Origin of the sequence: Mycolicibacterium boenickei, from assembly GCF_010731295.1 — a bacterium.
Lineage (GTDB): Bacteria > Actinomycetota > Actinomycetes > Mycobacteriales > Mycobacteriaceae > Mycobacterium > Mycobacterium boenickei.
In genome coordinates, this window is sequence record NZ_AP022579.1 from 3153030 (window position 1) to 3179199 (window position 26170).

At 63.5% G+C, this 26170-nt stretch carries 22 protein-coding genes, 3 rRNA genes and 1 pseudogene; 19 read left to right on the forward strand and 7 right to left on the reverse strand.

The annotated features are described in order from the left end of the window. The first annotated feature begins 243 nt into the window (after window positions 1-243). The 10 genes from G6N57_RS15025 (at window position 244) to G6N57_RS15070 (ending at window position 8654) form a co-directional block, all read left to right on the forward strand. On the forward strand, window positions 244-690 hold the full coding sequence (locus G6N57_RS15025) for an ATP synthase subunit I (protein WP_077743210.1): 447 nt from the start codon (window positions 244-246) through the stop codon (window positions 688-690). A gap of 10 nt (window positions 691-700) precedes the next feature. Continuing rightward, window positions 701-1477 (forward strand): F0F1 ATP synthase subunit A, encoded by a 777-nt coding sequence (gene atpB / locus G6N57_RS15030; protein ID WP_036448416.1) that lies wholly within the window; start codon window positions 701-703, stop codon window positions 1475-1477. Window positions 1478-1567: 90 nt separating this feature from the next. Continuing rightward, complete coding sequence (locus tag G6N57_RS15035) at window positions 1568-1828, forward strand: F0F1 ATP synthase subunit C (RefSeq protein WP_003888102.1); 261 nt, start codon at window positions 1568-1570, stop codon at window positions 1826-1828. 9 nt (window positions 1829-1837) lie between these two features. After that, window positions 1838-2353: a F0F1 ATP synthase subunit B gene (locus G6N57_RS15040; RefSeq protein WP_077743211.1), complete on the forward strand. Its 516-nt coding sequence runs from the start codon at window positions 1838-1840 to the stop codon at window positions 2351-2353. Continuing rightward, complete coding sequence (locus tag G6N57_RS15045; RefSeq protein ID WP_077743212.1) at window positions 2354-3691, forward strand: F0F1 ATP synthase subunit B/delta; 1338 nt, start codon at window positions 2354-2356, stop codon at window positions 3689-3691. A 46-nt stretch (window positions 3692-3737) separates the two neighbouring features. After that, entirely contained in the window at window positions 3738-5387 is a 1650-nt protein-coding gene (gene atpA, locus G6N57_RS15050; RefSeq protein ID WP_036448419.1) for a F0F1 ATP synthase subunit alpha, read from the forward strand. 7 nt (window positions 5388-5394) lie between these two features. Beyond that, entirely contained in the window at window positions 5395-6318 is a 924-nt protein-coding gene (locus tag G6N57_RS15055) for a F0F1 ATP synthase subunit gamma (protein WP_077743213.1), read from the forward strand. Window positions 6319-6359: 41 nt separating this feature from the next. Continuing rightward, on the forward strand, window positions 6360-7787 hold the full coding sequence (atpD, locus tag G6N57_RS15060) for a F0F1 ATP synthase subunit beta (protein ID WP_036448421.1): 1428 nt from the start codon (window positions 6360-6362) through the stop codon (window positions 7785-7787). 39 nt (window positions 7788-7826) lie between these two features. Continuing rightward, window positions 7827-8192: a F0F1 ATP synthase subunit epsilon gene (locus G6N57_RS15065; protein ID WP_077743214.1), complete on the forward strand. Its 366-nt coding sequence runs from the start codon at window positions 7827-7829 to the stop codon at window positions 8190-8192. Window positions 8193-8207: 15 nt separating this feature from the next. Next, the gene (locus tag G6N57_RS15070) at window positions 8208-8654 is read left to right on the forward strand and encodes a DUF2550 domain-containing protein (RefSeq protein WP_077743215.1); all 447 of its coding nucleotides are present in this window, start codon (window positions 8208-8210) and stop codon (window positions 8652-8654) included. Here the strand turns inward: G6N57_RS15070 and G6N57_RS15075 are convergent. Beyond that, window positions 8648-9220: a cob(I)yrinic acid a,c-diamide adenosyltransferase gene (locus G6N57_RS15075; protein WP_077743216.1), complete on the reverse strand. Its 573-nt coding sequence runs from the start codon at window positions 9218-9220 to the stop codon at window positions 8648-8650. The genes G6N57_RS15070 and G6N57_RS15075 overlap by 7 nt on opposite strands. Window positions 9221-9317: 97 nt before the next feature. Here G6N57_RS15075 and murA point away from each other — a divergent pair, with 97 nt between their 5' ends. The 4 genes from murA to rrf all read left to right on the forward strand — a co-directional run bounded on the left by murA (window position 9318) and on the right by rrf (window position 16313). Continuing rightward, entirely contained in the window at window positions 9318-10574 is a 1257-nt protein-coding gene (gene murA / locus G6N57_RS15080) for a UDP-N-acetylglucosamine 1-carboxyvinyltransferase (protein ID WP_070185714.1), read from the forward strand. Window positions 10575-11021: 447 nt separating this feature from the next. Further along, window positions 11022-12539 (forward strand): 16S ribosomal RNA (locus G6N57_RS15085). Window positions 12540-12926: 387 nt separating this feature from the next. Next, window positions 12927-16045, forward strand: a 23S ribosomal RNA gene (locus G6N57_RS15090). Window positions 16046-16199: 154 nt separating this feature from the next. Further along, window positions 16200-16313, forward strand: a 5S ribosomal RNA gene (gene rrf / locus G6N57_RS15095). Together the 16S, 23S and 5S rRNA genes form the textbook arrangement of a ribosomal RNA operon. A 101-nt stretch (window positions 16314-16414) precedes the next feature. Here rrf and G6N57_RS15100 read toward each other — a convergent pair. Then, window positions 16415-16912 carry a methylated-DNA--[protein]-cysteine S-methyltransferase gene (locus G6N57_RS15100; RefSeq protein ID WP_077741627.1) on the reverse strand — a complete coding sequence of 166 codons (498 nt, stop codon included), beginning with the start codon at window positions 16910-16912 and terminating at the stop codon, window positions 16415-16417. After that, a complete protein-coding gene (locus G6N57_RS15105) occupies window positions 16909-18402 on the reverse strand; it encodes a DNA-3-methyladenine glycosylase 2 family protein (RefSeq protein ID WP_077741626.1) in 1494 nt (497 codons plus the stop codon). Before G6N57_RS15105 ends, G6N57_RS15100 begins: the two co-directional genes overlap by 4 nt. Before the next feature lie 88 nt (window positions 18403-18490). Here G6N57_RS15105 and glsA point away from each other — a divergent pair. Then, a pseudogene (gene glsA / locus G6N57_RS15110) lies at window positions 18491-19794 on the forward strand (glutaminase A). On the opposite strand, the gene G6N57_RS15115 reads toward glsA, so the two are convergent. The 3 genes from G6N57_RS15115 to G6N57_RS15125 form a co-directional block, all read right to left on the reverse strand. Beyond that, entirely contained in the window at window positions 19791-21395 is a 1605-nt protein-coding gene (locus G6N57_RS15115) for an adenylate/guanylate cyclase domain-containing protein (RefSeq protein WP_077741625.1), read from the reverse strand. The pseudogene glsA and the gene G6N57_RS15115 overlap by 4 nt on opposite strands. 74 nt (window positions 21396-21469) lie before the next feature. Then, complete coding sequence (locus G6N57_RS32300; protein ID WP_407665984.1) at window positions 21470-22003, reverse strand: RNA-guided endonuclease InsQ/TnpB family protein; 534 nt, start codon at window positions 22001-22003, stop codon at window positions 21470-21472. After that, window positions 21898-22917 carry a helix-turn-helix domain-containing protein gene (locus G6N57_RS15125; RefSeq protein ID WP_077741623.1) on the reverse strand — a complete coding sequence of 340 codons (1020 nt, stop codon included), beginning with the start codon at window positions 22915-22917 and terminating at the stop codon, window positions 21898-21900. Before G6N57_RS15125 ends, G6N57_RS32300 begins: the two co-directional genes overlap by 106 nt. 80 nt (window positions 22918-22997) lie before the next feature. Between G6N57_RS15125 and nucS the strand changes: the two genes are divergently transcribed. Together nucS and G6N57_RS15135 are read left to right on the forward strand one after the other, a co-directional pair. Then, the gene (gene nucS, locus G6N57_RS15130) at window positions 22998-23669 is read left to right on the forward strand and encodes an endonuclease NucS (protein WP_036450802.1); all 672 of its coding nucleotides are present in this window, start codon (window positions 22998-23000) and stop codon (window positions 23667-23669) included. Next, window positions 23669-23950, forward strand: coding sequence for an Rv1322 family protein (locus G6N57_RS15135; RefSeq protein ID WP_077741622.1), 282 nt, complete (start codon window positions 23669-23671; stop codon window positions 23948-23950). The genes nucS and G6N57_RS15135 overlap by 1 nt, the downstream gene beginning before the upstream one ends. Here the strand turns inward: G6N57_RS15135 and mce are convergent. Then, window positions 23947-24423, reverse strand: a complete 477-nt coding sequence (gene mce / locus G6N57_RS15140; protein WP_077741621.1) for a methylmalonyl-CoA epimerase — start codon at window positions 24421-24423, stop codon at window positions 23947-23949. The two genes, G6N57_RS15135 and mce, sit on opposite strands and share 4 nt — an antisense overlap. A gap of 83 nt (window positions 24424-24506) precedes the next feature. On the opposite strand from mce, the gene G6N57_RS15145 reads away from it, so the two are divergent. Beyond that, complete coding sequence (locus G6N57_RS15145; protein WP_077741620.1) at window positions 24507-25712, forward strand: acetyl-CoA C-acetyltransferase; 1206 nt, start codon at window positions 24507-24509, stop codon at window positions 25710-25712. Between the two features lie 56 nt (window positions 25713-25768). Beyond that, window positions 25769-26164, forward strand: a complete 396-nt coding sequence (locus G6N57_RS15150) for a DUF3817 domain-containing protein (RefSeq protein WP_077741619.1) — start codon at window positions 25769-25771, stop codon at window positions 26162-26164. Window positions 26165-26170 lie beyond the last annotated feature (6 nt).

Consider the following 26170-nt stretch of genomic DNA (forward strand, 5'->3'; position numbering starts at 1 on the left):
CCATGTGTTAGGGTGCTGCCAGAACCCGAAAAACCTCGCGGGTTGCCGGCCCGGCCCATCGGTTCGACGAACCGTCAGGTGCCGATCAACGACCGACAAAGGGAGCTGCCCCGTGGGTGATTCAAGCCCGCCCGCCGCCCTCCGATATTCTCGTCGGGCGCGCACAGGGTTTTGCCAGGGGGCAGCAACCGTTGGCATCTCCGAGGGTGCAGCGTTTCGTGACAGCGGGATTGGGGTGAATCAGTGACGACACCAGCGCAAAACGCGCCGTTGGTGTTCCCGTCGGTGGCTTTCCGGCCACTGCGTCTCCTGATTGTTTGCGTTGCACTGACCGCGCTGGCCATCGTGGCCGCCGCATTCACCGGACACATTTTCTTCGGCGTCTTCTTCGGTGTCGGCCTGGGCCTCGGCCTGGTCAACGCCCTGCTGGTGCGCCGGGCCGTCGAGTCGATCACGGCCGAAGATCACCCGCTCAAGAAGAAGATGGCCGTGAACTCCGCGACTCGGCTGCTGATCATCACCGCGATCGCACTCGGCATCGCATTTGTCTTCAAAACCTCGGGCGGCATCGCGGTGCTGTTCGGGCTGGCGATTTTCCAGGCTCTGCTGGTGATGAGCACCAGCATCCCCGTGCTGCGGAAAATCCGCTCGAACGGCCTGGATGTCTTGGATACGGAATCGAAGGGTTGAGCTGACCTAAATGACTCAGACGACGACCGTGCTCGCCGCCGAAGAGGGTGGCGCCGCCATCCACGTCGGCCACCACACGATGGTGTTCGAGCTGTTCGGGATGACGTTCAACGGTGACACCATCCTGGCCACCGCGATCACCGCGGTGATCGTGATCGCCCTGGCATTCGTCCTGCGGGCCAAGGTCACCTCGACCGGTGTGCCCGGCGGTGTGCAGCTGTTCTGGGAGGCCCTGACCATCCAGATGCGCGGGCAGATCGAAGCCGCGATCGGCATGAAGGTCGCGCCGTTCGTGCTGCCGCTGTCGGTGGCGATCTTCGTCTTCATCCTGGTCTCCAACTGGCTGTCGGTCCTGCCGCTGCAGTACGGGGGAGCGGACGGCGCCGCCGCCGAGTGGTACAAGCCGCCGGCCTCCGACATCAACTTCGTGCTGGCGCTGGCCCTGTTCGTGTTCGTCTGCTACCACGCGGCAGGCATCTGGCGCCGCGGCATCATCGGCCACCCGGTCAAGGTGCTCAAGGGTCACGTGCCCGCACTGCTGCCGATCAACATCGTCGAGGAACTCGCCAAGCCGATCTCGCTGGCCCTCCGTCTTTTCGGCAACATCTTCGCCGGCGGCATCCTGGTCGCGCTGATCGCGATGTTCCCCTGGTACATCCAGTGGGCGCCGAACGCGATCTGGAAGACCTTCGACCTGTTCGTCGGCTTGATCCAGGCCTTCATCTTCTCGCTGCTGACGATCCTGTACTTCAGCCAGGCGATGGAACTGGACCACGAAGACCACTGAGCACGACAACCTAGATCCACTGACCCCTAACAACTGCACCACACGAACCTCTGGCGGCGCAGCCACCAGTTATCAAGGAGGATAAAAGGAATGGAACTCGACCCCAACGCCCTCATCACGGCCGGCGCTCTGATCGGTGGCGGTTTGATCATGGGCGGCGGCGCCATCGGCGCTGGTATCGGTGACGGTATCGCGGGTAACGCGCTGATCTCGGGTATCGCCCGGCAGCCCGAGGCCCAGGGCCGGCTGTTCACCCCGTTCTTCATCACCGTCGGTCTGGTGGAGGCCGCGTACTTCATCAACCTGGCCTTCATGGCGCTGTTCGTCTTCGCCACCCCGGGCCTGCAGTAGTCCATCAGCATGGGTGAACTGAGCGCAACGATCCTGGCCTCAAGCCAGGCAGCGGCGGAAGGCGGTGGGGGCCAGAGCAACTTCCTGGTCCCCAACGGCACCTTCTTCGCCGTGCTGATCATTTTCCTGATCACACTCGCTGTGATCGCGAAATGGGTTGTGCCACCGGTCGGCAAGGTGCTGGCAGAGCGTGAAGCGATGCTGGCGAAGACCGCCGCTGACAATCGGAAGTCGGCCGAGCAGGTGGCCGCGGCACAGGCCGACTACAACGAGGCGATGGCCGGGGCTCGCACCCAGGCATCGGCAATCCGTGACGAGGCCCGTGCCGCGGGCCGCGAGGTGGTCGACGCCAAGCGTGCCGAGGCCAGCACCGAAGTGGCCACGACAGTGCGCCAGGCCGATGAGCAGCTTGCTGCCCAAAGTGCCGAGGTGCGGTCGGGGCTCGAGTCCTCGGTGGACGGGCTCTCGCAGACCCTGGCCAGCCGAATTTTGGGCATCGACGTGAAATCAGGTGGGACGCAGTAGATGTCGATATTTATCGGGCAGCTGATCGGCTTTGCCGTCATCGCATTCATCATCATCAAGTGGGTGGTGCCTCCGGTGCGGAGCCTGATGCAGAAGCAGCAGGAAGCCGTGCGGGTCGCTCTCGCCGAGAGCGCCGATGCGGCGAAGAAGCTCGCCGATGCCGATGAGATGCATGCCAAGGCACTCGCCGACGCCAAGGCCGAATCGACCAAGGTGACCGACGAGGCCGCGCAGGACTCCGAGCGGATCACCGCTCAGCTGGCCGAGCAGGCCGGAACCGAGGCCGAGCGGATCAAGGCACAGGGCGCCCAGCAGATTCAGCTGATGCGCCAGCAGCTCATCCGTCAGCTGCGGACCGGTCTCGGATCGGAGTCGGTGGCCAAGGCCGACGCTCTGGTGCGGGCACACGTCGCCGATCCGGCCGCGCAGGCGGCCACCGTCGATAGATTCTTGGCCGAGCTGGACCAGATGGCCCCGTCGACCGTGGTGATCGACACCGCCGCCACGGCCAAGCTGCGCGCGGCCAGCCGCGAGTCGCTGACCGTCGTGGTCGACAAGTTCGACTCGGTCGCAGGCGGTCTGGACGCCGACGGCCTGACCACACTGGCCGAGGAACTGACCTCGGTGGCCAAGCTGCTGCTGTCGGAGTCGGTGCTCACCAGGCATCTGGCCGAGCCGACCGACAACTCCGCGGCCAAGGTCGAGCTGGTTGACCGTCTGCTGTCGGGCCAGGTCGGCACCACCACTCTGGATGTGCTGCGGACCGCCGTCTCGCAGCGTTGGTCGACCGAATCGAACCTGGTCGACGCGATTGAACACACCGCCCGGCTGGCGCTGCTCAAGCGCGCCGAGATCGGCGGTGAGGTCGATGAGGTGGAGGACCAGCTGTTCCGGTTCGGTCGCCTGCTCGACGCCGAGCCCAAGCTCTCGGCCCTGCTCAGTGACTACACGACCCCGGTCGACGGTCGAATCGCCTTGCTGGACAAGGTGCTCGCCGGCAATGCGAGTGGAAACGGGACGGCAGCTGCGCTGCTGACCCAGACTGTGGGGCTGCTGCGCGGTGAGCGCGCCGACGAGGCCGTCATCGACCTCGCCGAGCTCGCAGTCGCCCGCCGCGGTGAAGTGGTCGCTCACGTGACCGCCGCCGCTGACCTGACCGATGCTCAGCGGACCCGGTTGTCGGAGGTGCTCACCCGCATCTACGGACACCCGGTGGCAGTGCAGTTGCACGTCGACCCGGAACTGCTCGGTGGTCTGTCGATCACCGTCGGTGACGAAGTGATCGACGGCTCGATCTCGTCCCGACTGGCCGCCGCAGCGACCCAGCTGCCGGACTAACCGAACTCAAGAACCACCCAAGAACAAGGTAGGAAGACGAAAAACCATGGCAGAGTTGACAATCTCGGCTGCTGATATCGAAGGTGCCATCGAGGATTACGTATCCTCGTTTTCCGCCGACACCGAGCGTGAAGAGATCGGCACCGTCGTCGACGCCGGTGACGGCATCGCTCACGTCGAGGGCCTGCCCTCGGTCATGACCCAGGAGCTCCTCGAGTTCCCGGGCGGTGTGTTGGGTGTGGCGCTCAACCTCGACGAGCACAGCGTCGGCGCCGTCATCCTGGGTGAGTTCGAGAAGATCGAAGAAGGCCAGCAGGTCAAGCGCACCGGCGAGGTGCTCTCCGTGCCGGTCGGCGACGCCTTCCTCGGTCGCGTCGTCAACCCGCTCGGCCAGCCGATCGACGGCCAGGGCGACATCGAAGCCGAGACCCGCCGTGCCCTCGAGCTGCAGGCCCCTTCGGTGGTGCAGCGTCAGGGCGTCGGCGAGCCGCTGCAGACCGGCATCAAGGCCGTTGACGCCATGACCCCGATCGGCCGCGGCCAGCGCCAGCTGATCATCGGTGACCGCAAGACCGGCAAGACCGCGCTCTGCGTCGACACCATCCTCAACCAGCGCGAAGCCTGGCTGACCGGCGATCCCAAGCAGCAGGTGCGCTGCGTGTACGTCGCCGTCGGCCAGAAGGGCACCACCATCGCCAGCGTGAAGCGCGCGCTGGAAGAGGGCGGCGCGATGGAGTACACCACCATCGTGGCGGCCCCCGCCTCCGATCCGGCCGGCTTCAAGTGGCTGGCGCCCTACACCGGTTCGGCCATCGGCCAGCACTGGATGTACGACGGCAAGCACGTGCTGATCGTGTTCGACGACCTGACCAAGCAGGCCGAGGCCTACCGTGCCATCTCGCTGCTGCTGCGCCGCCCGCCGGGCCGCGAGGCATACCCCGGTGACGTCTTCTACCTGCACTCGCGTCTGCTAGAGCGTTGCGCAAAGCTGTCCGACGAGCTCGGCGGTGGTTCGATGACGGGTCTGCCGATCATCGAGACCAAGGCCAACGACATCTCGGCCTACATCCCGACCAACGTCATCTCGATCACCGACGGCCAGTGCTTCCTGGAGTCCGACCTGTTCAACCAGGGTGTGCGCCCGGCCGTGAACGTCGGTGTGTCGGTGTCCCGCGTCGGTGGCGCCGCGCAGATCAAGGCCATGAAAGAGGTCGCGGGCTCGCTGCGTCTGGACCTGTCGCAGTACCGCGAGCTGGAGGCCTTCGCGGCCTTCGCCTCGGACCTGGACGCGGCTTCCAAGGCTCAGCTGGACCGCGGTGTCCGCCTGGTCGAGCTGCTCAAGCAGCCCCAGTACAGCCCGCTGGCGGTCGAGGACCAGGTCGTCGAGATCTTCCTCGGTACCCAGGGCCATCTGGATTCGGTTCCGGCCGAGGATGTCTCGCGCTTCTCCTCCGAGCTGCTGGAGCACGTGAAGGCCAGCCACTCCGACATCCTCACCGGGATCAAGGAGACCAAGAAGCTGTCCGAGGAGGCCGAGGAGAAGCTGGTCTCGGTCATCAACGAGTTCAAGAAGGGCTTCGCCGCCACCGACGGCAGCTCCGTGGTTGTCAAGGAGGCCGATGCTGACGCACTCGACCCCGAGGACCTGGAGAAGGAATCGGTCAAGGTCCGCAAGCCGGCACCGAAGAAGGCCTAGGTAACCAATGGCAGCCACACTTCGCGAGCTACGCGGGCGTATCCGCTCCGCTTCGTCGATCAAGAAGATCACGAAGGCCCAGGAGCTGATCGCCACGTCGCGGATCGCCAAGGCGCAGGCCCGGGTGGACGCGGCCCGGCCCTACTCCACCGAGATCACCAACATGCTCACCGAGCTGGCCGGCGCCAGCGCGCTGGATCACCCGCTGCTCGTGCAGCGGGAGAACCCCAAGCGGGCCGGTGTGCTGGTGGTGTCCTCGGACCGCGGTCTCTGCGGCGGTTACAACGCCAACGTGCTGCGCCGGGCCGAGGAACTGTTCTCGCTGCTGCGGGAAGAGGGCAAGAACCCGGTGCTCTACGTCGTCGGCCGGAAGGCTTTGGGCTACTACAGCTTTCGCCAACGGCCGGTGACCGAGTCGTGGACGGGCTTCTCCGAGCGCCCCGAGTACGAGAACGCCAAGGAGATCGCCGACACGCTCGTGACGGCGTTCATGTCCGGCGCTGACGACGAGGGTGACGACGCCGGAGCCGACGGCATCCTTGGGGTCGACGAACTGCACATCGTCTCCACCGAGTTCCGGTCGATGCTTTCGCAAACCGCGGTGGCGCATCGGATCGCGCCGCTGGTCGTCGAGTACGTGGGTGAGCCGGAGACCGGCCCGCACACGCTGTACTCGTTCGAACCGAACGCCGAGGATCTGTTCGACGCGCTGTTGCCGCGCTACATCGCCACCCGCGTGTACGCAGCGCTGCTGGAGGCGGCGGCCTCGGAGTCGGCTTCGCGCCGGCGCGCCATGAAGTCGGCCACCGACAACGCCGACGATCTGATCAAGGCACTGACGCTCGCGGCCAACCGCGAACGCCAGGCGCAGATCACCCAGGAAATCAGCGAGATCGTGGGCGGCGCGAACGCGCTGGCCGACGCGCGCTAGCCGGACCAAAGACGAAAGCCTCGTAGGAAAGCGAAGAGAGAATGACTGCTACTGCAGAGAAGACCGCGGGCCGCGTAGTCCGCATCACCGGCCCGGTGGTGGATATTGAATTCCCGCGCGGTGCCGTGCCCGAGCTGTTCAACGCGCTGCACGCCGACATCACCTATGGCGCGCTCGCCAAGACCCTGACGCTCGAGGTTGCCCAGCACCTCGGCGACAACCTGGTGCGCTGCATCTCCATGCAGCCCACTGACGGCCTGGTGCGTGGCACCGACGTCCGCGACACCGGCGCCTCGATCTCGGTGCCGGTCGGCGACGGCGTCAAGGGCCACGTGTTCAACGCCCTCGGTGACTGCCTCGACGAGCCCGGCTACGGCAAGGACTTCCAGCACTGGTCGATCCACCGCAAGCCGCCGGCCTTCGCCGACCTGGAGCCCCGCACCGAGATGCTGGAGACCGGTCTGAAGGTCGTCGACCTGCTGACCCCGTACGTGCGCGGTGGCAAGATCGCCCTGTTCGGTGGTGCCGGCGTGGGCAAGACGGTTCTGATCCAGGAGATGATCAACCGTATCGCCCGCAACTTCGGTGGTACCTCGGTGTTCGCCGGCGTCGGTGAGCGCACCCGTGAGGGCAACGACCTGTGGGTCGAGCTCGCGGACGCCAACGTGCTCAAGGACACCGCGCTTGTGTTCGGCCAGATGGACGAGCCGCCAGGCACCCGTATGCGCGTCGCCCTGTCGGCCCTGACCATGGCCGAGTACTTCCGCGACGAGCAGAACCAGGACGTGCTGCTCTTCATCGACAACATCTTCCGGTTCACCCAGGCCGGTTCCGAGGTTTCGACCCTGCTGGGTCGTATGCCTTCGGCCGTGGGTTACCAGCCGACGCTGGCCGACGAGATGGGTGAGCTGCAGGAGCGCATCACCTCGACCCGTGGTCGTTCGATCACCTCGATGCAGGCCGTGTACGTGCCCGCCGACGACTACACCGACCCGGCACCGGCCACCACGTTCGCCCACCTGGACGCCACCACCGAGCTTTCTCGTGCGGTGTTCTCCAAGGGCATCTTCCCCGCTGTGGACCCGCTGGCTTCGTCCTCGACGATCCTGCACCCCAGCGTCGTCGGCGACGAGCACTACCGCGTCGCCCAGGAAGTCATCCGGATCCTGCAGCGCTACAAGGACCTTCAGGACATCATCGCCATCCTCGGTATCGACGAGCTGTCGGAAGAGGACAAGGTTCTGGTGTACCGCGCCCGTAAGATCGAGCGCTTCCTGAGCCAGAACATGATGGCGGCCGAGCAGTTCACCGGCCAGCCGGGTTCGACCGTGCCGCTCAAGGAGACCATCGAGGCCTTCGACAAGCTGGCCAAGGGCGAGTTCGATCACCTGCCCGAGCAGGCGTTCTTCCTCATCGGTGGTCTGGACGACCTGGCGAAGAAGGCTGAAAGCCTCGGCGCCAAGCTGTGATGACTTCTGTAGAAACCCGAGTGCGAGAGGTGGTGTGACATGGCTGATCTGAACGTCGAGATCGTGGCCGTGGAGCGTGAGCTCTGGTCCGGTGCCGCTACGTTCGTCTTCACAAGGACCACCGCCGGTGAGATCGGCATCCTGCCGCGCCATATCCCGTTGGTCGCGCAGCTGGTCGACGACGCCATGGTGCGGGTCGAGCGTGAAGGCGAGGACGATCTGCGGATCGCCGTTGACGGCGGTTTCCTGTCGGTGACGGAGGAGACGGTCCGAATCCTGGTGGAGAACGCTCAGTTCGAATCCGAGATCGACGCCGAGTCCGCGAAGCAGGACGCGGAGTCCGACGACGAGCAGACAGCGGCATGGGGTCGGGCGCGCCTGCGCGCTCTCGGCCAGATCGACTGACGACAGAGACGACAGATGAGCGCGCCCATGATTGTCATGGTCGCGCTCGTCTGCGTTCTGGCTGTTTTGGCCGGCGCGCTGAGCTACCGCTTGTGGAAGTTGCGTCAGGTCGGGGGAACAGCGGCCATCCTGCGCGACTTCCCCGCTGACGGAGGCAGTGGCTGGCGCCACGGCGTGATGCGCTACCGCGGTGGGGAAGCTGGTTTCTACCGGCTGTCGAGCATGCGGTGGTGGCCTGACCGGCGTTTGAGCCGGAGGGGGCTGGAAGTGGTGTCGCGCCGTGCCCCGCGTGGCGACGAATTCGACATCATGACCGACGCGACGGTCATTCTCGAACTGCGCGACAACAGTCCCGAGCGCAGGCAGGGCTACGAGATCGCCTTGGACCGGGGTGCTCTGACGGCGTTCACGTCGTGGCTCGAATCGCGGCCATCGCCGCGGGCCCGGCGGCGGAACTACTGAGCGGCTCCGGGTTTCCAGAGCACGTCCCCGTCCGGATTCGCCACTCGCGACAGGATGAACAGCAGATCCGACAGTCGGTTGAGGTACTTCGCCGGCAGGACACTCACCGAATCACCGTGCTCCTGCACGGCAATCCAAGCTGACCGCTCGGCGCGGCGGGCCACCGTGCGTGCGACGTGCAACAGCGCCGACAGGGGAGTGCCTCCGGGCAGGATGAACGAATTCAGTGCAGGTAGTGCCTCGTTGAACTCGTCGCACCACTTCTCGAGCCGGTCGATGTAGGCCTGTGAGATGCGCAGCGGTGGGTGCTCGGGGTTGTCCACGACGGGCGTCGACAAATCTGCACCGGCGTCGAACAGGTCGTTCTGAATCTGCCTGAGCACAGCCAGGATTTGCTGATCGGGTTCGCCGAGGGCGACTGCGACGCCGATGGCGGCGTTGGCTTCGTCACAGTCGGCATATGCCGCCAACCTCGAATCATTCTTGGAAACCCTGCTGAAGTCACTCAGCCCGGTCGTGCCGTCGTCGCCGGTGCGGGTATAGATACGGGTGAGATGAACCGCCATAGCTGAACCGTACCGGGCTCGCGGACACGTTGGCCGGGCCCGCCGGATCTGTCCGAGCAGGCGGAAACTCGACGGCGGGCTGTCTACACTAACCGGCGTGAGCGAGCGTTTCTTGGTGACCGGCGGGAACCGGTTATCAGGCGAAGTTGCTGTCGGTGGCGCGAAGAACAGTGTGCTGAAACTGATGGCGGCCTCGTTGCTGGCCGAGGGCACCAGCACCATCACCAACTGCCCCGACATCCTCGACGTGCCGTTGATGGCGGAGGTCTTACGAGGGTTGGGTGCCACGGTCGAGCTGGACGGTGACACCGTGCGCATCACGTCGCCCGACGAACCCAAGTACGACGCCGATTTCGCGGCGGTCCGGCAGTTCCGCGCCTCTGTGTGTGTGCTGGGACCACTGGTAGGGCGGTGCAAGAAGGCGAAGGTGGCTCTTCCCGGTGGAGATGCCATCGGGTCGCGGCCCCTGGACATGCATCAGGCCGGACTGCGCCAACTGGGTGCGACCTGCAATATCGAGCACGGCTGTGTGGTGGCCGAAGCCGACCATCTACGGGGCGCCGAGATCCAACTCGAGTTCCCGTCAGTGGGGGCGACCGAGAACATCCTGATGGCCGCGGTGCTGGCCGAAGGGGTCACCACCATCCACAACGCGGCGCGCGAGCCTGACATCGTCGACATCTGCGCGATGCTCAACCAGATGGGGGCCAAGGTCAGCGGTGCGGGGACGTCGACGCTGACGATCACCGGGGTGGATCGGCTCTATCCGACGGAGCACCGCGTGATCGGCGACCGCATCGTGGCGGCGACGTGGGGGATAGCCGCGGCAATGACGCGCGGCGACATCTCGGTGACGGGCGTGGACCCGCAGCACCTGCAGCTGGTCCTGCACAAGCTGCACGACGCCGGCGCCACGGTCACCCAGAACGATGACGGTTTCCGGGTGGTGCAGTACGAGCGCCCCAAGGCGGTCAACGTGGCGACGCTGCCGTTCCCGGGGTTCCCGACCGACCTGCAGCCGATGGCGATCGGTCTGGCGTCGGTGGCGGACGGCACCTCGATGATCACCGAGAACGTTTTCGAAGCTCGCTTCCGGTTCGTCGAGGAGATGATCCGGTTGGGTGCCGATGCGCGGACGGACGGTCACCATGCCGTTGTGCGGGGGATCCCGCAGCTCTCGAGCGCGCCGGTGTGGTCGTCGGACATCCGTGCCGGCGCCGGCCTGGTGCTCGCAGGCCTGGTCGCCGACGGCGAAACCGAGGTTCACGACGTGTTCCACATCGATCGCGGTTACCCGCTGTTCGTGGAAAACCTGTTGAGCCTCGGAGCCGAGATCGAAAGAGTAGGGTCGTAGGGAGCGCGTTCGAGCCTGGCTTTCAGCCTCGAAATCGCGCTGACCAGCCGATTTGACCTTGAAGGCTGGCGCGCGCTAATCTTTTGAAGTCGCCGCGGAGCGGGGAAAATCCCCCGGGCCAGAGCGACTTGACAAGCCAGCCGAGAACGTACTAACCTGGCGAGGTTGCCTCAGACCGGATGAAATAAGCCAGGATGAAGCAACTTGACTTGCCGGCAAGGTTCCAATTAAGCTGGTGGGGTTGCCCCAAAACAGGGTGACAAAGCAGAAAAGCCTGTTGTTTGAGAACTCAATAGTGTGTTTGGTGGTTTTTGTTTGTTGTTTTTTGGCCACGCTCTTTTTCCCGTTTAGGGTGTGGTTGTTGTTTTTTGATGCCAGTTTTTGGTGTCTTTTGTTTGTGATCGGATTTTTCTGATTCGAATTCTGCCGGGTTTGTCCCGGGGTTTTTGTTTGGAGAGTTTGATCCTGGCTCAGGACGAACGCTGGCGGCGTGCTTAACACATGCAAGTCGAACGGAAAGGCCCTTCGGGGCACTCGAGTGGCGAACGGGTGAGTAACACGTGGGTGATCTGCCCTGCACTTTGGGATAAGCCTGGGAAACTGGGTCTAATACCGAATAGGACCGCGCTCTTCATGGGGTGTGGTGGAAAGCTTTTGCGGTGTGGGATGGGCCCGCGGCCTATCAGCTTGTTGGTGGGGTAATGGCCTACCAAGGCGACGACGGGTAGCCGGCCTGAGAGGGTGACCGGCCACACTGGGACTGAGATACGGCCCAGACTCCTACGGGAGGCAGCAGTGGGGAATATTGCACAATGGGCGCAAGCCTGATGCAGCGACGCCGCGTGAGGGATGACGGCCTTCGGGTTGTAAACCTCTTTCAATAGGGACGAAGCGCAAGTGACGGTACCTATAGAAGAAGGACCGGCCAACTACGTGCCAGCAGCCGCGGTAATACGTAGGGTCCGAGCGTTGTCCGGAATTACTGGGCGTAAAGAGCTCGTAGGTGGTTTGTCGCGTTGTTCGTGAAAACTCACAGCTTAACTGTGGGCGTGCGGGCGATACGGGCAGACTAGAGTACTGCAGGGGAGACTGGAATTCCTGGTGTAGCGGTGGAATGCGCAGATATCAGGAGGAACACCGGTGGCGAAGGCGGGTCTCTGGGCAGTAACTGACGCTGAGGAGCGAAAGCGTGGGGAGCGAACAGGATTAGATACCCTGGTAGTCCACGCCGTAAACGGTGGGTACTAGGTGTGGGTTTCCTTCCTTGGGATCCGTGCCGTAGCTAACGCATTAAGTACCCCGCCTGGGGAGTACGGCCGCAAGGCTAAAACTCAAAGGAATTGACGGGGGCCCGCACAAGCGGCGGAGCATGTGGATTAATTCGATGCAACGCGAAGAACCTTACCTGGGTTTGACATGCACAGGACGCCAGTAGAGATATTGGTTCCCTTGTGGCCTGTGTGCAGGTGGTGCATGGCTGTCGTCAGCTCGTGTCGTGAGATGTTGGGTTAAGTCCCGCAACGAGCGCAACCCTTGTCTCATGTTGCCAGCACGTAATGGTGGGGACTCGTGAGAGACTGCCGGGGTCAACTCGGAGGAAGGTGGGGATGACGTCAAGTCATCATGCCCCTTATGTCCAGGGCTTCACACATGCTACAATGGCCGGTACAAAGGGCTGCGATGCCGTGAGGTGGAGCGAATCCTTTCAAAGCCGGTCTCAGTTCGGATCGGGGTCTGCAACTCGACCCCGTGAAGTCGGAGTCGCTAGTAATCGCAGATCAGCAACGCTGCGGTGAATACGTTCCCGGGCCTTGTACACACCGCCCGTCACGTCATGAAAGTCGGTAACACCCGAAGCCGGTGGCCTAACCCTTGTGGAGGGAGCCGTCGAAGGTGGGATCGGCGATTGGGACGAAGTCGTAACAAGGTAGCCGTACCGGAAGGTGCGGCTGGATCACCTCCTTTCTAAGGAGCACCGATTCGATTCCCCCGCCGTCCGCGAAGTCGTGGGCAGTAGTGCGGTTGGGATATTTCAGCCAGGCCCTGTAGTGGGTGTCTGGTGGGTGCAAATGACAAACGTTGAGCCGGCGCGGGAAAGCGTTGGTGATGGAACTGCCGAACACACTATTGGGCTTTGAGACAACAGGCCCGTGCCCTCTTCGGGGGGTGGCATCCCGTTGGGGGTGTCGGCGTGTTGTTGCCTCACTTTGGTGGTGGGGTGTGGTGTTTGATTTGTGGATAGTGGTTGCGAGCATCTAGCACGCAGAATCGTGTGGTCTCACTCCTTGTGGGTGGGGCTGGTTTTGTGTGTTGATGTGCAATTTCTTTTGAAACTCATTTTTGGTTTTTGTGTTGTAAGTGTTTAAGGGCGCATGGTGGATGCCTTGGCACTGGGAGCCGATGAAGGACGTTGGAGGCTGCGATATGCCTCGGGGAGCTGCCAACCGAGCGTTGATCCGAGGATGTCCGAATGGGGAAACCCGGCACGAGTGATGTCGTGTCACCCTGCACTGAATACATAGGTGTAGGGAGGGAACGCGGGGAAGTGAAACATCTCAGTACCCGTAGGAAGAGAAAACAAAATGTGATTCCGTGAGTAGTGGCGAGCGAAAGCGGAGGATGGCTAAACCGTATGCATGTGATACCGGGTAGGGGTTGTGTGTGCGGGGTTGTGGGACCTGTTTTTCCAGCTCTACCTGGCTGGAGGGTAGTGAGAAAATGTCGTGGTTAACGGAAGTGGTTTGGGATGACCTGCCGTAGACGGTGAGAGCCCGGTACGTGAAAACCTGACATCTACCTTAATGGTGTTCCCGAGTAGCAGCGGGCCCGTGAAATCTGCTGTGAATCTGCCGGGACCACCCGGTAAGCCTGAATACTTCCCAGTGACCGATAGCGGATTAGTACCGTGAGGGAATGGTGAAAAGTACCCCGGGAGGGGAGTGAAATAGTACCTGAAACCGTGCGCTTACAATCCGTCAGAGCCCTCCTTCGTGGTGGGGTGATGGCGTGCCTTTTGAAGAATGAGCCTGCGAGTCAGGGACATGTCGCGAGGTTAACCCGTGTGGGGTAGCCGCAGCGAAAGCGAGTCTGAATAGGGCGTATCCAATCCGTAGGGGTTGGTGTAGTGGTGTGTTCTGGACCCGAAGCGGAGTGATCTACCCATGGCCAGGGTGAAGCGCGGGTAAGACCGCGTGGAGGCCCGAACCCACTTAGGTTGAAGACTGAGGGGATGAGCTGTGGGTAGGGGTGAAAGGCCAATCAAACTCCGTGATAGCTGGTTCTCCCCGAAATGCATTTAGGTGCAGCGTCACATGTTTCTTGTTGGAGGTAGAGCTACTGGATGGCCGATGGGCCCCACAGGGTTACTGACGTCAGCCAAACTCCGAATGCCGACAAGTCCAAGAATGTGGCAGTGAGACGGCGGGGGATAAGCTCCGTGCGTCGAGAGGAAACAGCCCAGATCGCCGGCTAAGGCCCCTAAGCGTGTGCTAAGTGGAAAAGGATGTGCAGTCGCGAAGACAACCAGGAGGTTGGCTTAGAAGCAGCCACCCTTGAAAGAGTGCGTAATAGCTCACTGGTCAAGTGATTGTGCGCCGATAATGTAGCGGGGCTCAAGCACACCGCCGAAGCCGCGGCAACGATTTATCGTTGGGTAGGGGAGCGTCCTGCATCCGGTGAAGCAGCAGAGTGATCTAGCTGTGGAGGGTGTGGGAGTGAGAATGCAGGCATGAGTAGCGAATAGGCAAGTGAGAACCTTGCCCGCCGAAAGACCAAGGGTTCCTGGGCCAGGCCAGTCCTCCCAGGGTGAGTCGGGACCTAAGGCGAGGCCGACAGGCGTAGTCGATGGACAACGGGTTGATATTCCCGTACCCGTGTATGTGCGTCCCTGATGAATCCATTGTGCTAACCATCCAAAACCGTCGTGACCGATCCCTTCGGGGTGAGGCGTTGACGGGGCTGCGTGGGACCCCGGTGGGTAGTAGTCAAGCGATGGGGTGACGCAGGAAGGTAGCCGTACCAGTCAGTGGTTGTACTGGGGTAAGCCTGTAGGGAGAAACGTAGGCAAATCCGCGTTTCACATATCCTGAGAGGTGATGCATAGCCGTTTGAGGCGAATTCGGTGATCCTATGCTGCCAAGAAAAGCCTCTAGCGAGGACATACACGGCCCGTACCCCAAACCAACACAGGTGGTCAGGTAGAGAATACTAAGGCGTACGAGTGAACTATGGTTAAGGAACTCGGCAAAATGCCCCCGTAACTTCGGGAGAAGGGGGACCCACATGGCGTGTAAGCCTTTACGGCCCAAGCGTGAGTGGGTGGCACAAACCAGTGAGAAGCGACTGTTTACTAAAAACACAGGTCCGTGCGAAGTCGCAAGACGATGTATACGGACTGACGCCTGCCCGGTGCTGGAAGGTTAAGAGGACCTGTTAACCCTTCGGGGTGAAGCAGAGAATTTAAGCCCCAGTAAACGGCGGTGGTAACTATAACCATCCTAAGGTAGCGAAATTCCTTGTCGGGTAAGTTCCGACCTGCACGAATGGCGTAACGACTTCTCAACTGTCTCAACCATAGACTCGGCGAAATTGCACTACGAGTAAAGATGCTCGTTACGCGCGGCAGGACGAAAAGACCCCGGGACCTTTACTACAACTTGGTATTGGTGCTCGATACGGTTTGTGTAGGATAGGTGGGAGACTGTGAAATTCACACGCCAGTGTGGGTGGAGTCGTTGTTGAAATACCACTCTGATCGTATTGGGCCTCTAACCTCGGACCGTATATCCGGTTCAGGGACAGTGCCTGGTGGGTAGTTTAACTGGGGCGGTTGCCTCCCAAAATGTAACGGAGGCGCCCAAAGGTTCCCTCAACCTGGACGGCAATCAGGTGTTGAGTGTAAGTGCACAAGGGAGCTTGACTGCGAGACGTACATGTCGAGCAGGGACGAAAGTCGGGACTAGTGATCCGGCACCTCTGAGTGGAAGGGGTGTCGCTCAACGGATAAAAGGTACCCCGGGATAACAGGCTGATCTTCCCCAAGAGTCCATATCGACGGGATGGTTTGGCACCTCGATGTCGGCTCGTCGCATCCTGGGGCTGGAGCAGGTCCCAAGGGTTGGGCTGTTCGCCCATTAAAGCGGCACGCGAGCTGGGTTTAGAACGTCGTGAGACAGTTCGGTCTCTATCCGCCGCGCGCGTCAGAAGCTTGAGGAAATCTGTCCCTAGTACGAGAGGACCGGGACGGACGAACCTCTGGTATACCAGTTGTTCCACCAGGAGCACCGCTGGATAGCCACGTTCGGACAGGATAACCGCTGAAAGCATCTAAGCGGGAAACCCCCTCCAAGACCAGGCTTCTCACCCTTTTAGAGGGATAAGGCCCCCCGCAGACCACGGGATTGATAGACCAGACCTGGAAGCCCAGCAATGGGTGCAGGGAACTGGCACTAACCGGCCGAAAACTTACAACAACCAACAAACACCACAATGTTTGGGTTTTGAGTAAGACGCACAACCTGACCTCGCAACCACATCCATAAACACCCACACACTCGTGTGTCCGGAGTGCACCGCACCCCACCACCAAAACACACAGATTTACACCCAAAAACGGGTGAATAGAGTTACGGCGGTCCATAGCGGCAGGGAAACGCCCGGTCCCATCCCGAACCCGGAAGCTAAGCCTGCCAGCGCCGATGATACTACCCTCTCGGGTGGAAAAGTAGGACACCGCCGAACACAAATTAAGTCCCGGGCCCTCCGATTTCGATCGGAGGGCCCGGGCATTTTTGTATGTGGACGCGTTTTCAATTCCGTTCGAGAATTGAAAACGCGCCTATTCAATTGAACAGAGCCGGCGTCGTACGACTTTTCTCCAATTCCAACAATGCCCGCTTGCGGTCCAGGCCGCCGCCGTACCCGGTGAGGCTGCCGTTGGCGCCGATCACCCGATGGCAGGGCACGATGATGCCGATCGGATTGTGCCCATTGGCCAAGCCGACAGCCCGTGAAGCGCTCGGGGAACCGATCTGACGGGCGATCTCACCGTAGGTACAGGTCTCGCCATACGGAATCGTCTGCAAGGCGTCCCACACACGTCGCTGAAACTGTGTCCCCACCATGTCGAGTTCGAGGTGGAATTCCGTACGTTCGCCGGCGAAATACGCGGACAGTTGATCGACGGCTTCGGCGAAGGCACTGTCGTCGCGCTCCCAGCCGTCGCGGCTCGGCTCATAGGTCTGATCGACCATCCGTAAGTGCATGAGCTTGCCGTCCCGGCCGGCCAGCGTCAGGAGGCCGACGGGGCTGTCCATGGTGCGGTACTGCAGTGTCGTCATGACGTCTCCTGTCGATCGTGCGGGGGCCACTGGTTCACCGCGTGGTCCAGTGTGGTCCAAAGGTGTTGCGTCGCATACGCGCGCCACGGCCGCCATCGGGTGCTGTGGTCGACGAGTCGATCCGGGGCCAGGCCCAGATGATCGGCGGCAGCGCGCACGCCGAGATCGGTGGCGGGGAAGGCATCTGGATCGCCGAGGCCTCGCATGGCGATCACCTCCGTCGTCCATGGACCCACGCCGGGAAGCGCCAGCAGCTGTTGGCGAGCCCGGTCCCAGTCACATCCGGGATCGAGGGTCAGATCACCATCGGCGATCGCCGCTACCAATGCTGTGACAGTCCGCTTCCTGGATGCCGGCATCGCCAGATCCTGGGGATCCAGTCCGGCGAGGTCGGCGATGCTGGGAAACACATGGGTCAGACCTCCGGCCTCGTCGGAGATCGCGGTTCCGTAGCCGGCGACGAGACGGCCGACGTGTGTGGACGCCGCTTTGATCGATACCTGCTGGCCGATCACCACGCGCAGTGCGAGCTCGGATTCGTCGACGGTCCTGGGAATGCGTTGACCGGGTGCCTTGGCCACGACAGCCGCCAGTTGCGGATCGGACTGGAGCGATTCCACGACCGCCTCGGGATCGGCATCGAGGTCCAGCAGGCGCCGGCATCGGGCGATGGCAGCCGACAGATCGCGGAAATCCTTGAGCACCAACTGGCACCGGACATGATCGGGCTGCGGAGTCAGACCGACGACGCCGTGGCCGTGCGGCAGGCGCAGGGTGCGCCGGAATTGCCCGTCGCGCACCTCTTCCAGGCCCGGCACCGCGCTCGCCGCCAGATGTCCCAACATCCCTTCATACGCGAACGGGGTCCGTACCGGCAGCCGTAGGGACAGCACACCGGGTGCTGCGGAGGCATCGGTGGTGAATCGGTTGCGCGCCCGCAGCCTCAGCTGCGTCGGCGTCAGATCGCACACCGCACGCACGGTGTCGTTGAACTGCCGGATGCTGGCGAAACCCGCGGCAAACGCCACATCGGCAAAGGGCAGCTCGGTGGTTTCGATCAACACCCGGGCGGTCTGGGTCCGTTGTGCCCGGGCCAGCGCCAGGGGATTGGCCCCCAGCTCGGCCTGCATGATGCGCTGCAACTGCCGGCTCGTATAGCCGACGTGGGCGGCCAGGCCCGTCACGCCTTCACGGTCCACGGTGCCGTCGGCGATGAGCCGCATGCACCGTGCCACGACGTCGCCACGCACATTCCATTCGGGCGAGCCTGGCGAGGCGTCGGGGCGGCACCGTTTGCAGGCCCGGAAACCGGCTGCCTGGGCGGCGGCCGCGGTCGGGTAGAACCGCATGTTGCGCGCGAACGGCGGCCGCACCGGGCAGCTGGGCCGGCAGTAGATGCCCGTGGTCAGCACGGCGGTGACAAACCAGCCGTCGAACCGGGCGTCCTTGGACTGGACTGCCCGGTAACAGCGGTCGAAATCCTCGTGCATACGTTCCACGATGGCACGGCGGCCGGTGCTGTACTAGCGGAAAAACGACATGGTCGTGAGATGGAGTCCGCGGGTTAGACTCCGACACGTGGCCGAGCTGGTGCAGCACTACCTGGACCGGATCCGTGCCGAGCAGATCGAGCTGCGTGACGGCGCCCTGGCGAGCTACATCCCTGAACTGGCAAATGTCGATCCTGAGGGCTTCGGCCTGAGCCTGTCGTCATCGGACGGATATGTCTACGAATCCGGCGACACGGCAGTGGAATTCACCATTCAGTCGATCTCCAAACCGTTCACCTACGCCCTGGCACTGAGCCTGATCGGTCAGGATGCCGTCGACGCCAGGATCGGTGTCGAACCCTCCGGTGAGGCGTTCAACGAGATCAGCGTCGACGATGTCACCAAGACACCGAAGAACCCGATGATCAATGCCGGTGCCATTGCGGCGGTTTCGCTGATCCCCGGCGCGAGCGCCGATGAACGGTTCGACCGCATCCACGAGTTCTACTCGGCGTGTGCGGGCCGCAGGCTCGAGATCGACCTGGCGGTGTACGCCTCGGAGAAGGCCACTGGCAACCGCAATCGAGCGATCGCCTACATGCTGACCAGTTTCGGTGTGCTGGAAGGTGATCCGGACGAGGTCCTCGACGTGTACTTCCGGCAGTGTTCGGTGAAGGTGACCAGCACCGACCTCGCGCGGATGGCCGCCACCCTGGCTCGGGGCGGGCTCAACCCGCTCACGGGGCGCCGGGTCATCGATGCCGACGTGGTCCGGCGGACACTCAGCGTGATGGTGACGTGCGGAATGTACGAATCGACAGGCGATTGGGTCAGCGCCGTCGGCATGCCCGCCAAGAGCGGTGTCGGTGGCGGCATCGTGGCGGTGCTGCCCGGCCAACTCGGGATCGGTGTGTACTCACCGCGGCTCGATGCCCGTGGCAACAGCGTGCGTGGGGTGCAGGTGTGCCGCAATCTGTCCTCGCAGCTGGGGCTTCACTTCCTCACCGTCGGCCGCGAGTCGTCGTCGACGCTGCGGGCCGTGTTCGATGTCCACCCGGGTGTCCGCGTCTACGAGGTGCAGGGTGACCTGCTGTTCGCCGGGGCCGAGCAGGTGCTGCGGAGCGCCGAGCAGGTGCTGCGGAGCGCCGAGCATCAGCGTGGCGGGTACGACGTCGCCGTGCTGGACGTCACCCGGGTCGACGACATCAACGACGCCGCGCGCGGGATGCTGACCGGGATGCGGGCCGCCTGGCCGCCGCGGGCAAGGAGGCCTATCTCGTCGACCCCGATGGCCGCGTGGTGCCGGCCGACCGGCGTGACGACTACGACGCCGTCGTGTTCCGCACCGTCGACGACGCAGTCGAGGCGGCGCGGCAGCGGGCCGCCGGCTAGGCCGGCACCGCCACCCTGGTCGGCTCGCCGAGACCGCGCAGGGTTACCGATTCGCCCAGTGTCCAACGGGCCCTCTCGGTTTCGGACGCGTTGGCGATCGTGTCCGATGACGCCACCAGGTGCCCGGGCACCTGCTTGGAGAAATCGCACAGCCGCGCGGCCTCATTGACCGGTTCCCCGATCACGGTGTACTCGAAACGCTGTTTGGCGCCGACATTGCCGGCCACCACCTGGCCGGCCGCCACCCCGATACCCGCCTCGAGCTCGGGCACCTCGGTACGCAACCGGCGCGCGATCGCCCGGGCGGCTCCCAGGGCCTCGTCTTCGGCGTTGGGCAGCGAGACCGGTGCGCCGAACACCGCGAGTATCGCGTCGCCCTCGAACTTGTTGACCAGGCCGCGGTGATTGTCGACCTCGTCGACGATCACCGCGAAGAACCGGTTGAGCAGGTCGACCACCTCGACCGCGGGCCGCGTGGTGACCAACTGAGTCGAGCCGATCACGTCGACGAAAATCACTGCGGCGTGGCGCTCCTCGCCGCCCAGGACGGGCTTCTCCTGCTCGGCCAGTGCGGCGACCTCGCGGCCGACGTGGCGGCCGAACAGGTCACGAACCCGCTCGCGCTCGCGCAAGCCGTGCACCATCGAGTTGAAACCGCGCTGCAGCTGGCCCAGTTCGGTGCCGTCGAACACCACCAGATTGGTATTCAGATCACCTCGCTCGACACGGTTGAGCGCCGCACGCACCACGCGGATCGGCGTTGCGGTCAGGTAGGACAGGATCCACATCAGCAGGAAGCCGAAGATCAACGCGAACGAGCCGAGTCCGATGACGGCGTAAGCGAATTGGTTGGGAGTCAAGTTGTTGAGCGTCACGGAGAACATCGCGGCCAGCATGATGCCGAGGATGGGGACACCCGAGCTCAGCGCCCACACCACCATGGTGCGGCCCATGATGCCCGGAGCCAGCCGGACCGGTGGCGGGCCCGCCTCCAGAGCCTGCGCGGCAACCGGCCGCAGGGCGAACTCGGTGAACAGGTGACAGCTGACCGACACCACGATGCCGGGAAAGGTGATGCCCAGCAGGAACTTCGGAATGTAGTTGGTGTCGACCATCCCGAACAGCGTGGTCAGCAGGGCGGCGCCGAGCCCCCACAGGACCAGCAGGACGCGGGTGAGCCGGAACGGGGCGAAGAAGGTGTTCCGCTGATCCGCGATGGTGGGTGGGCGTTCCTCGATGGCCCACCGCACGTTCTCGATCACCCGGGTCGTCGCCCAGAACACCCCGACGATCAACGCCGAGGCCATGTAGACCGGGCCCACGATGAAGGTGATCCAGCGGACCTGCGGATCGAACACACTCGGTGTCGGGAACAGCAGCGTGACGATGATCATCGAGATGCCGATACCGAGCAGGTTCACCAAGATCACGAACGTTGTGAGGATCACCTGGATCCGCACCCTGCGCCGGCGCTGGCTCTCCGAAACGCGGCCCAGCATCCACGATCCGTATTCCGGGGTGATCGGGATCCGGCTGTTCTGGCGGGTGACACCCTCAAGGACGCGGCCCAGCCGTCGTGCCAGCGATTTGTCGGAGTTCATTGTGGCGTCAGCCTAAAGCGTGTCGAACAACTCTGGAGAATGTTCGACACCGCCCTTCTCGGGCGTCCGTCGGTTCACCCCGCGCGCGCGGGGTGAACGTCCGTTCCCGTTTCATCCGGGCTGGTTTCACCAATACACGATGGGTACTGGTCAGCGCCGTCCCGTCGGCGGGCATTGGTTGCCCGGCCCCTTCGCTTGGGGGTCCGGGGATCTGGTGAGGGGTGATGGTTTTGTCCCCACAGGGCGAGGTTCACGGCGGCATTGGTGTCGCGGTCGGCGACATATCCGCAACCGCAGGTGAACACTCGATCGGCTAATGTCATCGTCGCGTTTACAGCCGTGCAAGCCGAGCAGCGTTTAGTCGATGGATACCATCGATCGGCCTGCACAATGTCGCCGCTACGCCAAGCTTGCTTGTACTTCAACAGCCTGGCGAACTCGGTCCAGCTCGCATCGGCTATGGCGCCAGCAAGTCGATGGTTGGCCATCATGCCTGTCACGTTCAAGTCCTCGATGACGAGCCGGTCGTGAGCCTTGACCAGCGCGTTGGTGACATCGTGAAGGAAATGGCGTCGGACGTTGGCGACGTGGTGGTGATGTCGGCCCAGTTTGGTTGCGGCGTCCTTGCGGTTTCGTGATCCTTTCTGTTGCGTGACAACGACTTTGCGAGCCGCCGTTGCTTGACCATCCCTTTGGCCAGCGCTTTAGGGGCTGCGGTAATGCGAGCCACCTCTTTGCCGTCTGCAGTGGCGGCGACCACAAACGCCGACAATCCCCGGTCGAGGCCGACCCAGCGTGTGTCGTCGGCCGGATCTCGCGACGGATGGTGGCGACCGGGGTGCAGGTCGACTGCCTCCAGGTTCAGAGACACCCACCAGCGGTCGCGCCGACGTGTGAGGGTCGCGAACCGAATCTTGGCTCGGTTGTTGGTGAGCATGCGTCTCAACCGGCGGGTGTCGTCGAACACTCCGATCTGCCCGATACCAGGCAGAGTGATGGAGCGTGGCCGATTGCACTCTCCGACTCGGATTGGCGGCAGCTGGCCGTTGGGGCGGTTGTTTCGTAGCCGAAACGACGGCACCGTATTGGTCTTCTTTTTGAACTGTGGAAAGCCAATGCGCTTACCCCTGCGCTGACCAGATTGCGAATCCGACCAAGCCTTCAGTCCCTTACCCAGGTCGACAGCTGCTTCTTCGAAGACCTGTTGACGCACCTCGGTCCGCCACGGCAGTCCGGTCACCAGCGCGGTGACGACGCCATCGTTACCAACAGCGAAGATCCGTCCGGCTTCCTCGGACCGCTTCCACGCATTGAAGGCGTTGATCAGATCGAAACCGGTCCACGGCACCTCGGTGTCACGGCCGGCGTCGCGTTGGGTGAGTGCGGTCTTGACGATGCGCAGGCACTGGTTGAACGCGAATCGCGATGCACCGGCATGTCTGGACATCAGGCTGTGCTGCTCAACCGTGGGGTCCAGACAGAATCGGAACGTGGTATGCCGGGTCATCTCAGCGGTGAGCATTGCACTCACGACCGACAAGTTGGGCAGGCATGCAGTGGCGCATCGGTTCGTTCGTTCGCCATGCCCTTAAGGTGGATCGGGTGCGCCTCGTGATTGCCCAGTGCACCGTCGACTACGTCGGGCGGCTGACCGCCCACCTCCCATCAGCCCGCCGGCTGTTGTTGTTCAAGTCCGACGGTTCGGTCAGTGTCCATGCCGACGATCGCGCCTATAAGCCGCTGAACTGGATGAGCCCGCCGTGCTGGCTCACCGAGGACGCCAACGACGGTGTTCCGGTCTGGGTGGTCGAGAACAAGGCCGGCGAGCAGTTGCGCATCACCGTCGAGGACGTCGAGCACGACTCCAGCCACGAACTCGGTGTCGATCCGGGTCTGGTGAAGGACGGGGTGGAGGCGCACCTGCAGGTCCTGCTGGCCGAGCACGTCGAGCTGCTGGGCGCGGGCTACACGCTCGTGCGTCGCGAGTACCCGACCGCGATCGGACCGGTCGACCTGATGTGCCGTGACGAGCTGGGCCGTTCGGTGGCCGTTGAGATCAAGCGCCGCGGTGAGATCGACGGCGTGGAACAGCTGACCCGGTACCTCGAGCTGCTCAACCGCGACACCGTGCTGGCCCCGGTGGCCGGCGTCTTCGCCGCGCAGCAGATCAAGCCGCAAGCCCGAACTCTGGCCACTGACCGTGGAATCCGTTGTGTGACTTTGGATTACGACCAGATGCGGGGCATGGACAGCGACGAATACCGGCTGTTCTGATGCGCCGTCGGCCCCGCGAACACCGTCGGCTGGCGCCCTTGCCGCCATCCCGTCGGGTCGAGACGGGGCCCGACGGTTACGACTACGAGGTGCGGACGGTGGCGGCGTCGCGGGCGGTGAAGGTGTACCGATGCCCAGGCTGCGATCACGAGATTCGGGTGGCTACCGCACACGTGGTGGTGCTGCCGGTCGATATCGGAGATGTCGACGACCGCAGGCACTGGCACACCGCCTGCTGGGCGAATCGGGCCAATCGTGGCCCGACGAGAAAGTGGTCTTAGTGGTCTGAATCCGCGGCCGGTTCGACCAGCTCGATCAGCACGCCGCCGGCGTCCTTCGGGTGGATGAAGTTGATTCGCGAGTTCGCGGTGCCCTTGCGGGGAGCTTCGTAGAGCAGCCGGACGCCCTGGCTGCGCAGACGCTCACTCAGCGCGTCGATGTCACTGGTCCGGTAGGCGAGCTGCTGCAGGCCGGGGCCGCTGCGGTCGATGAACTTGGCGATCGTGGACTTCTCGTCCAACGGGGCCAGCAGCTGGATCTGGGCGCTGCCCTTGGGGGCACCGCGCACCGAGAGCATCGCCTCGCGGACACCCTGCTCCTCGTTGATCTCCTCGTGGAGGACAATCATGCCGAGGTTGTCGTGGTACCACTTGGCCGCGGCGTCCAGATCGGGAACGGCGATACCGACGTGATCGATCGCCGTCACCAGCGCGGAAGCGAGTGCGGGACGGGCATCAACCTGATCGGCGGTCATAACGTAACGGTAACCTCTAGCTGAATGTTTGCGTATGTGTGATCGCCCACACAGCTCTTGGAACCAGGCCTTGGAGGTAGGAAATGACTGCGGAATCTCGCACGTCGGTGATCGTTGCTGGAGCGCGTACTCCGGTCGGTAGATTGATGGGTTCGCTGAAGGACTTTTCCGGCAGTGACCTGGGTGCGATCGCGATCCGCGGTGCCCTGGAGAAGGCGAAGGTCGACGCTTCGCTGGTGGACTACGTGATCATGGGCCAGGTGCTGACCGCCGGGGCCGGCCAGATGCCCGCTCGCCAGTCCGCGGTGGCCGCCGGGATTCCCTGGGATGTGCCTGCGCTGTCCATCAACAAGATGTGCCTGTCCGGCATCGATGCGATCGCGCTGGCCGACCAGCTGATCCGGGCCGGCGAGTTCGAGGTTGTCGTGGCCGGTGGTCAGGAGTCGATGAGCCAGGCCCCGCACCTGCTGCCCAAGAGCCGTGAGGGCTACAAGTACGGCGACGCGACGCTGGTCGACCACCTGGCCTATGACGGCCTGCACGACGTGTTCACCGACCAGCCGATGGGCGCGCTCACCGAGCAGCGCAACGACACCGACAAGTTCACCCGCGCCGAGCAGGATGAGTTCGCCGCCCAGTCGCATCAGAAGGCCGCCGCCGCGTGGAAGGACGGCGTGTACGCCGACGAGGTGGTGCCGGTGTCGATCCCGCAGCGCAAGGGTGACCCGATCGAATTCGCCGAGGACGAGGGCATTCGCGCCAACACCACGGCCGAGTCGCTCGGCGGTCTGCGTCCGGCGTTCCGCAAGGACGGCACCATCACCGCAGGCTCGTCATCGCAGATCTCCGACGGTGCGGCCGCGGTCGTGGTGATGAGCAAGGCCAAGGCGCAGGAACTGGGCCTGGACTGGCTGTGTGAGATCGGCGCCCACGGTGTGGTCGCCGGCCCGGATTCGACGCTGCAGAGCCAGCCGGCCAACGCCATCAAGAAGGCGGTCGAGCGTGAGGGCATCAGCGTCGATCAGCTGGACGTCCTCGAGATCAATGAGGCGTTCGCTGCGGTGTCGCTGGCCTCCGCCCGCGAACTGGGGCTGGACGAGGCGTCCATCGCTTCCAAGGTGAACGTCAACGGCGGCGCGATCGCCATCGGCCACCCGATCGGCATGTCCGGTGCCCGCATCACGCTGCACGCCGCGCTGGAGCTGGCTCGCAAGGGATCCGGCTACGCGGTGGCCGCGCTGTGTGGTGCCGGTGGCCAGGGCGATGCGCTGATCCTGCGCCGCCCGTAGCTAACCGCCGACTCGAAAACGACAGAGCGTAGTAGCTGGCCGCCGATTCAGGCACAATGGCGGCCATGACGAGCTCCTTCGACCTGCGTACGGTTGCCGGCTGGTTCCGGCTCATCGCCCTTGCCGAGGCGGTGAGCTGGGCCGGCCTGCTGGTCGGGATGTACTTCAAGTACCTGGGAAGTCCGCGCACGGAGATCGGCGTCAAGGTGTTCGGCCCGATCCACGGTGGCATTTTCATCGCCTTCGTGGTGGCCGCTGTGCTGGTCGGGCTGGCCCGCAAATGGGGCCTCGGCACCTGGATCCTGGCTTTGCTGGCCAGCATCGTGCCGTTGGGCAGTGTGATCTTCGTCATGTGGGCCGACCGCACCGCCCGGCTGGGCTCCGGCCCGGAGTCGGCCGACGTCTCGGCCCTGCTGTCGCAACCGGGCGACGCTGTGCCAGAAACAACGTGACAGACT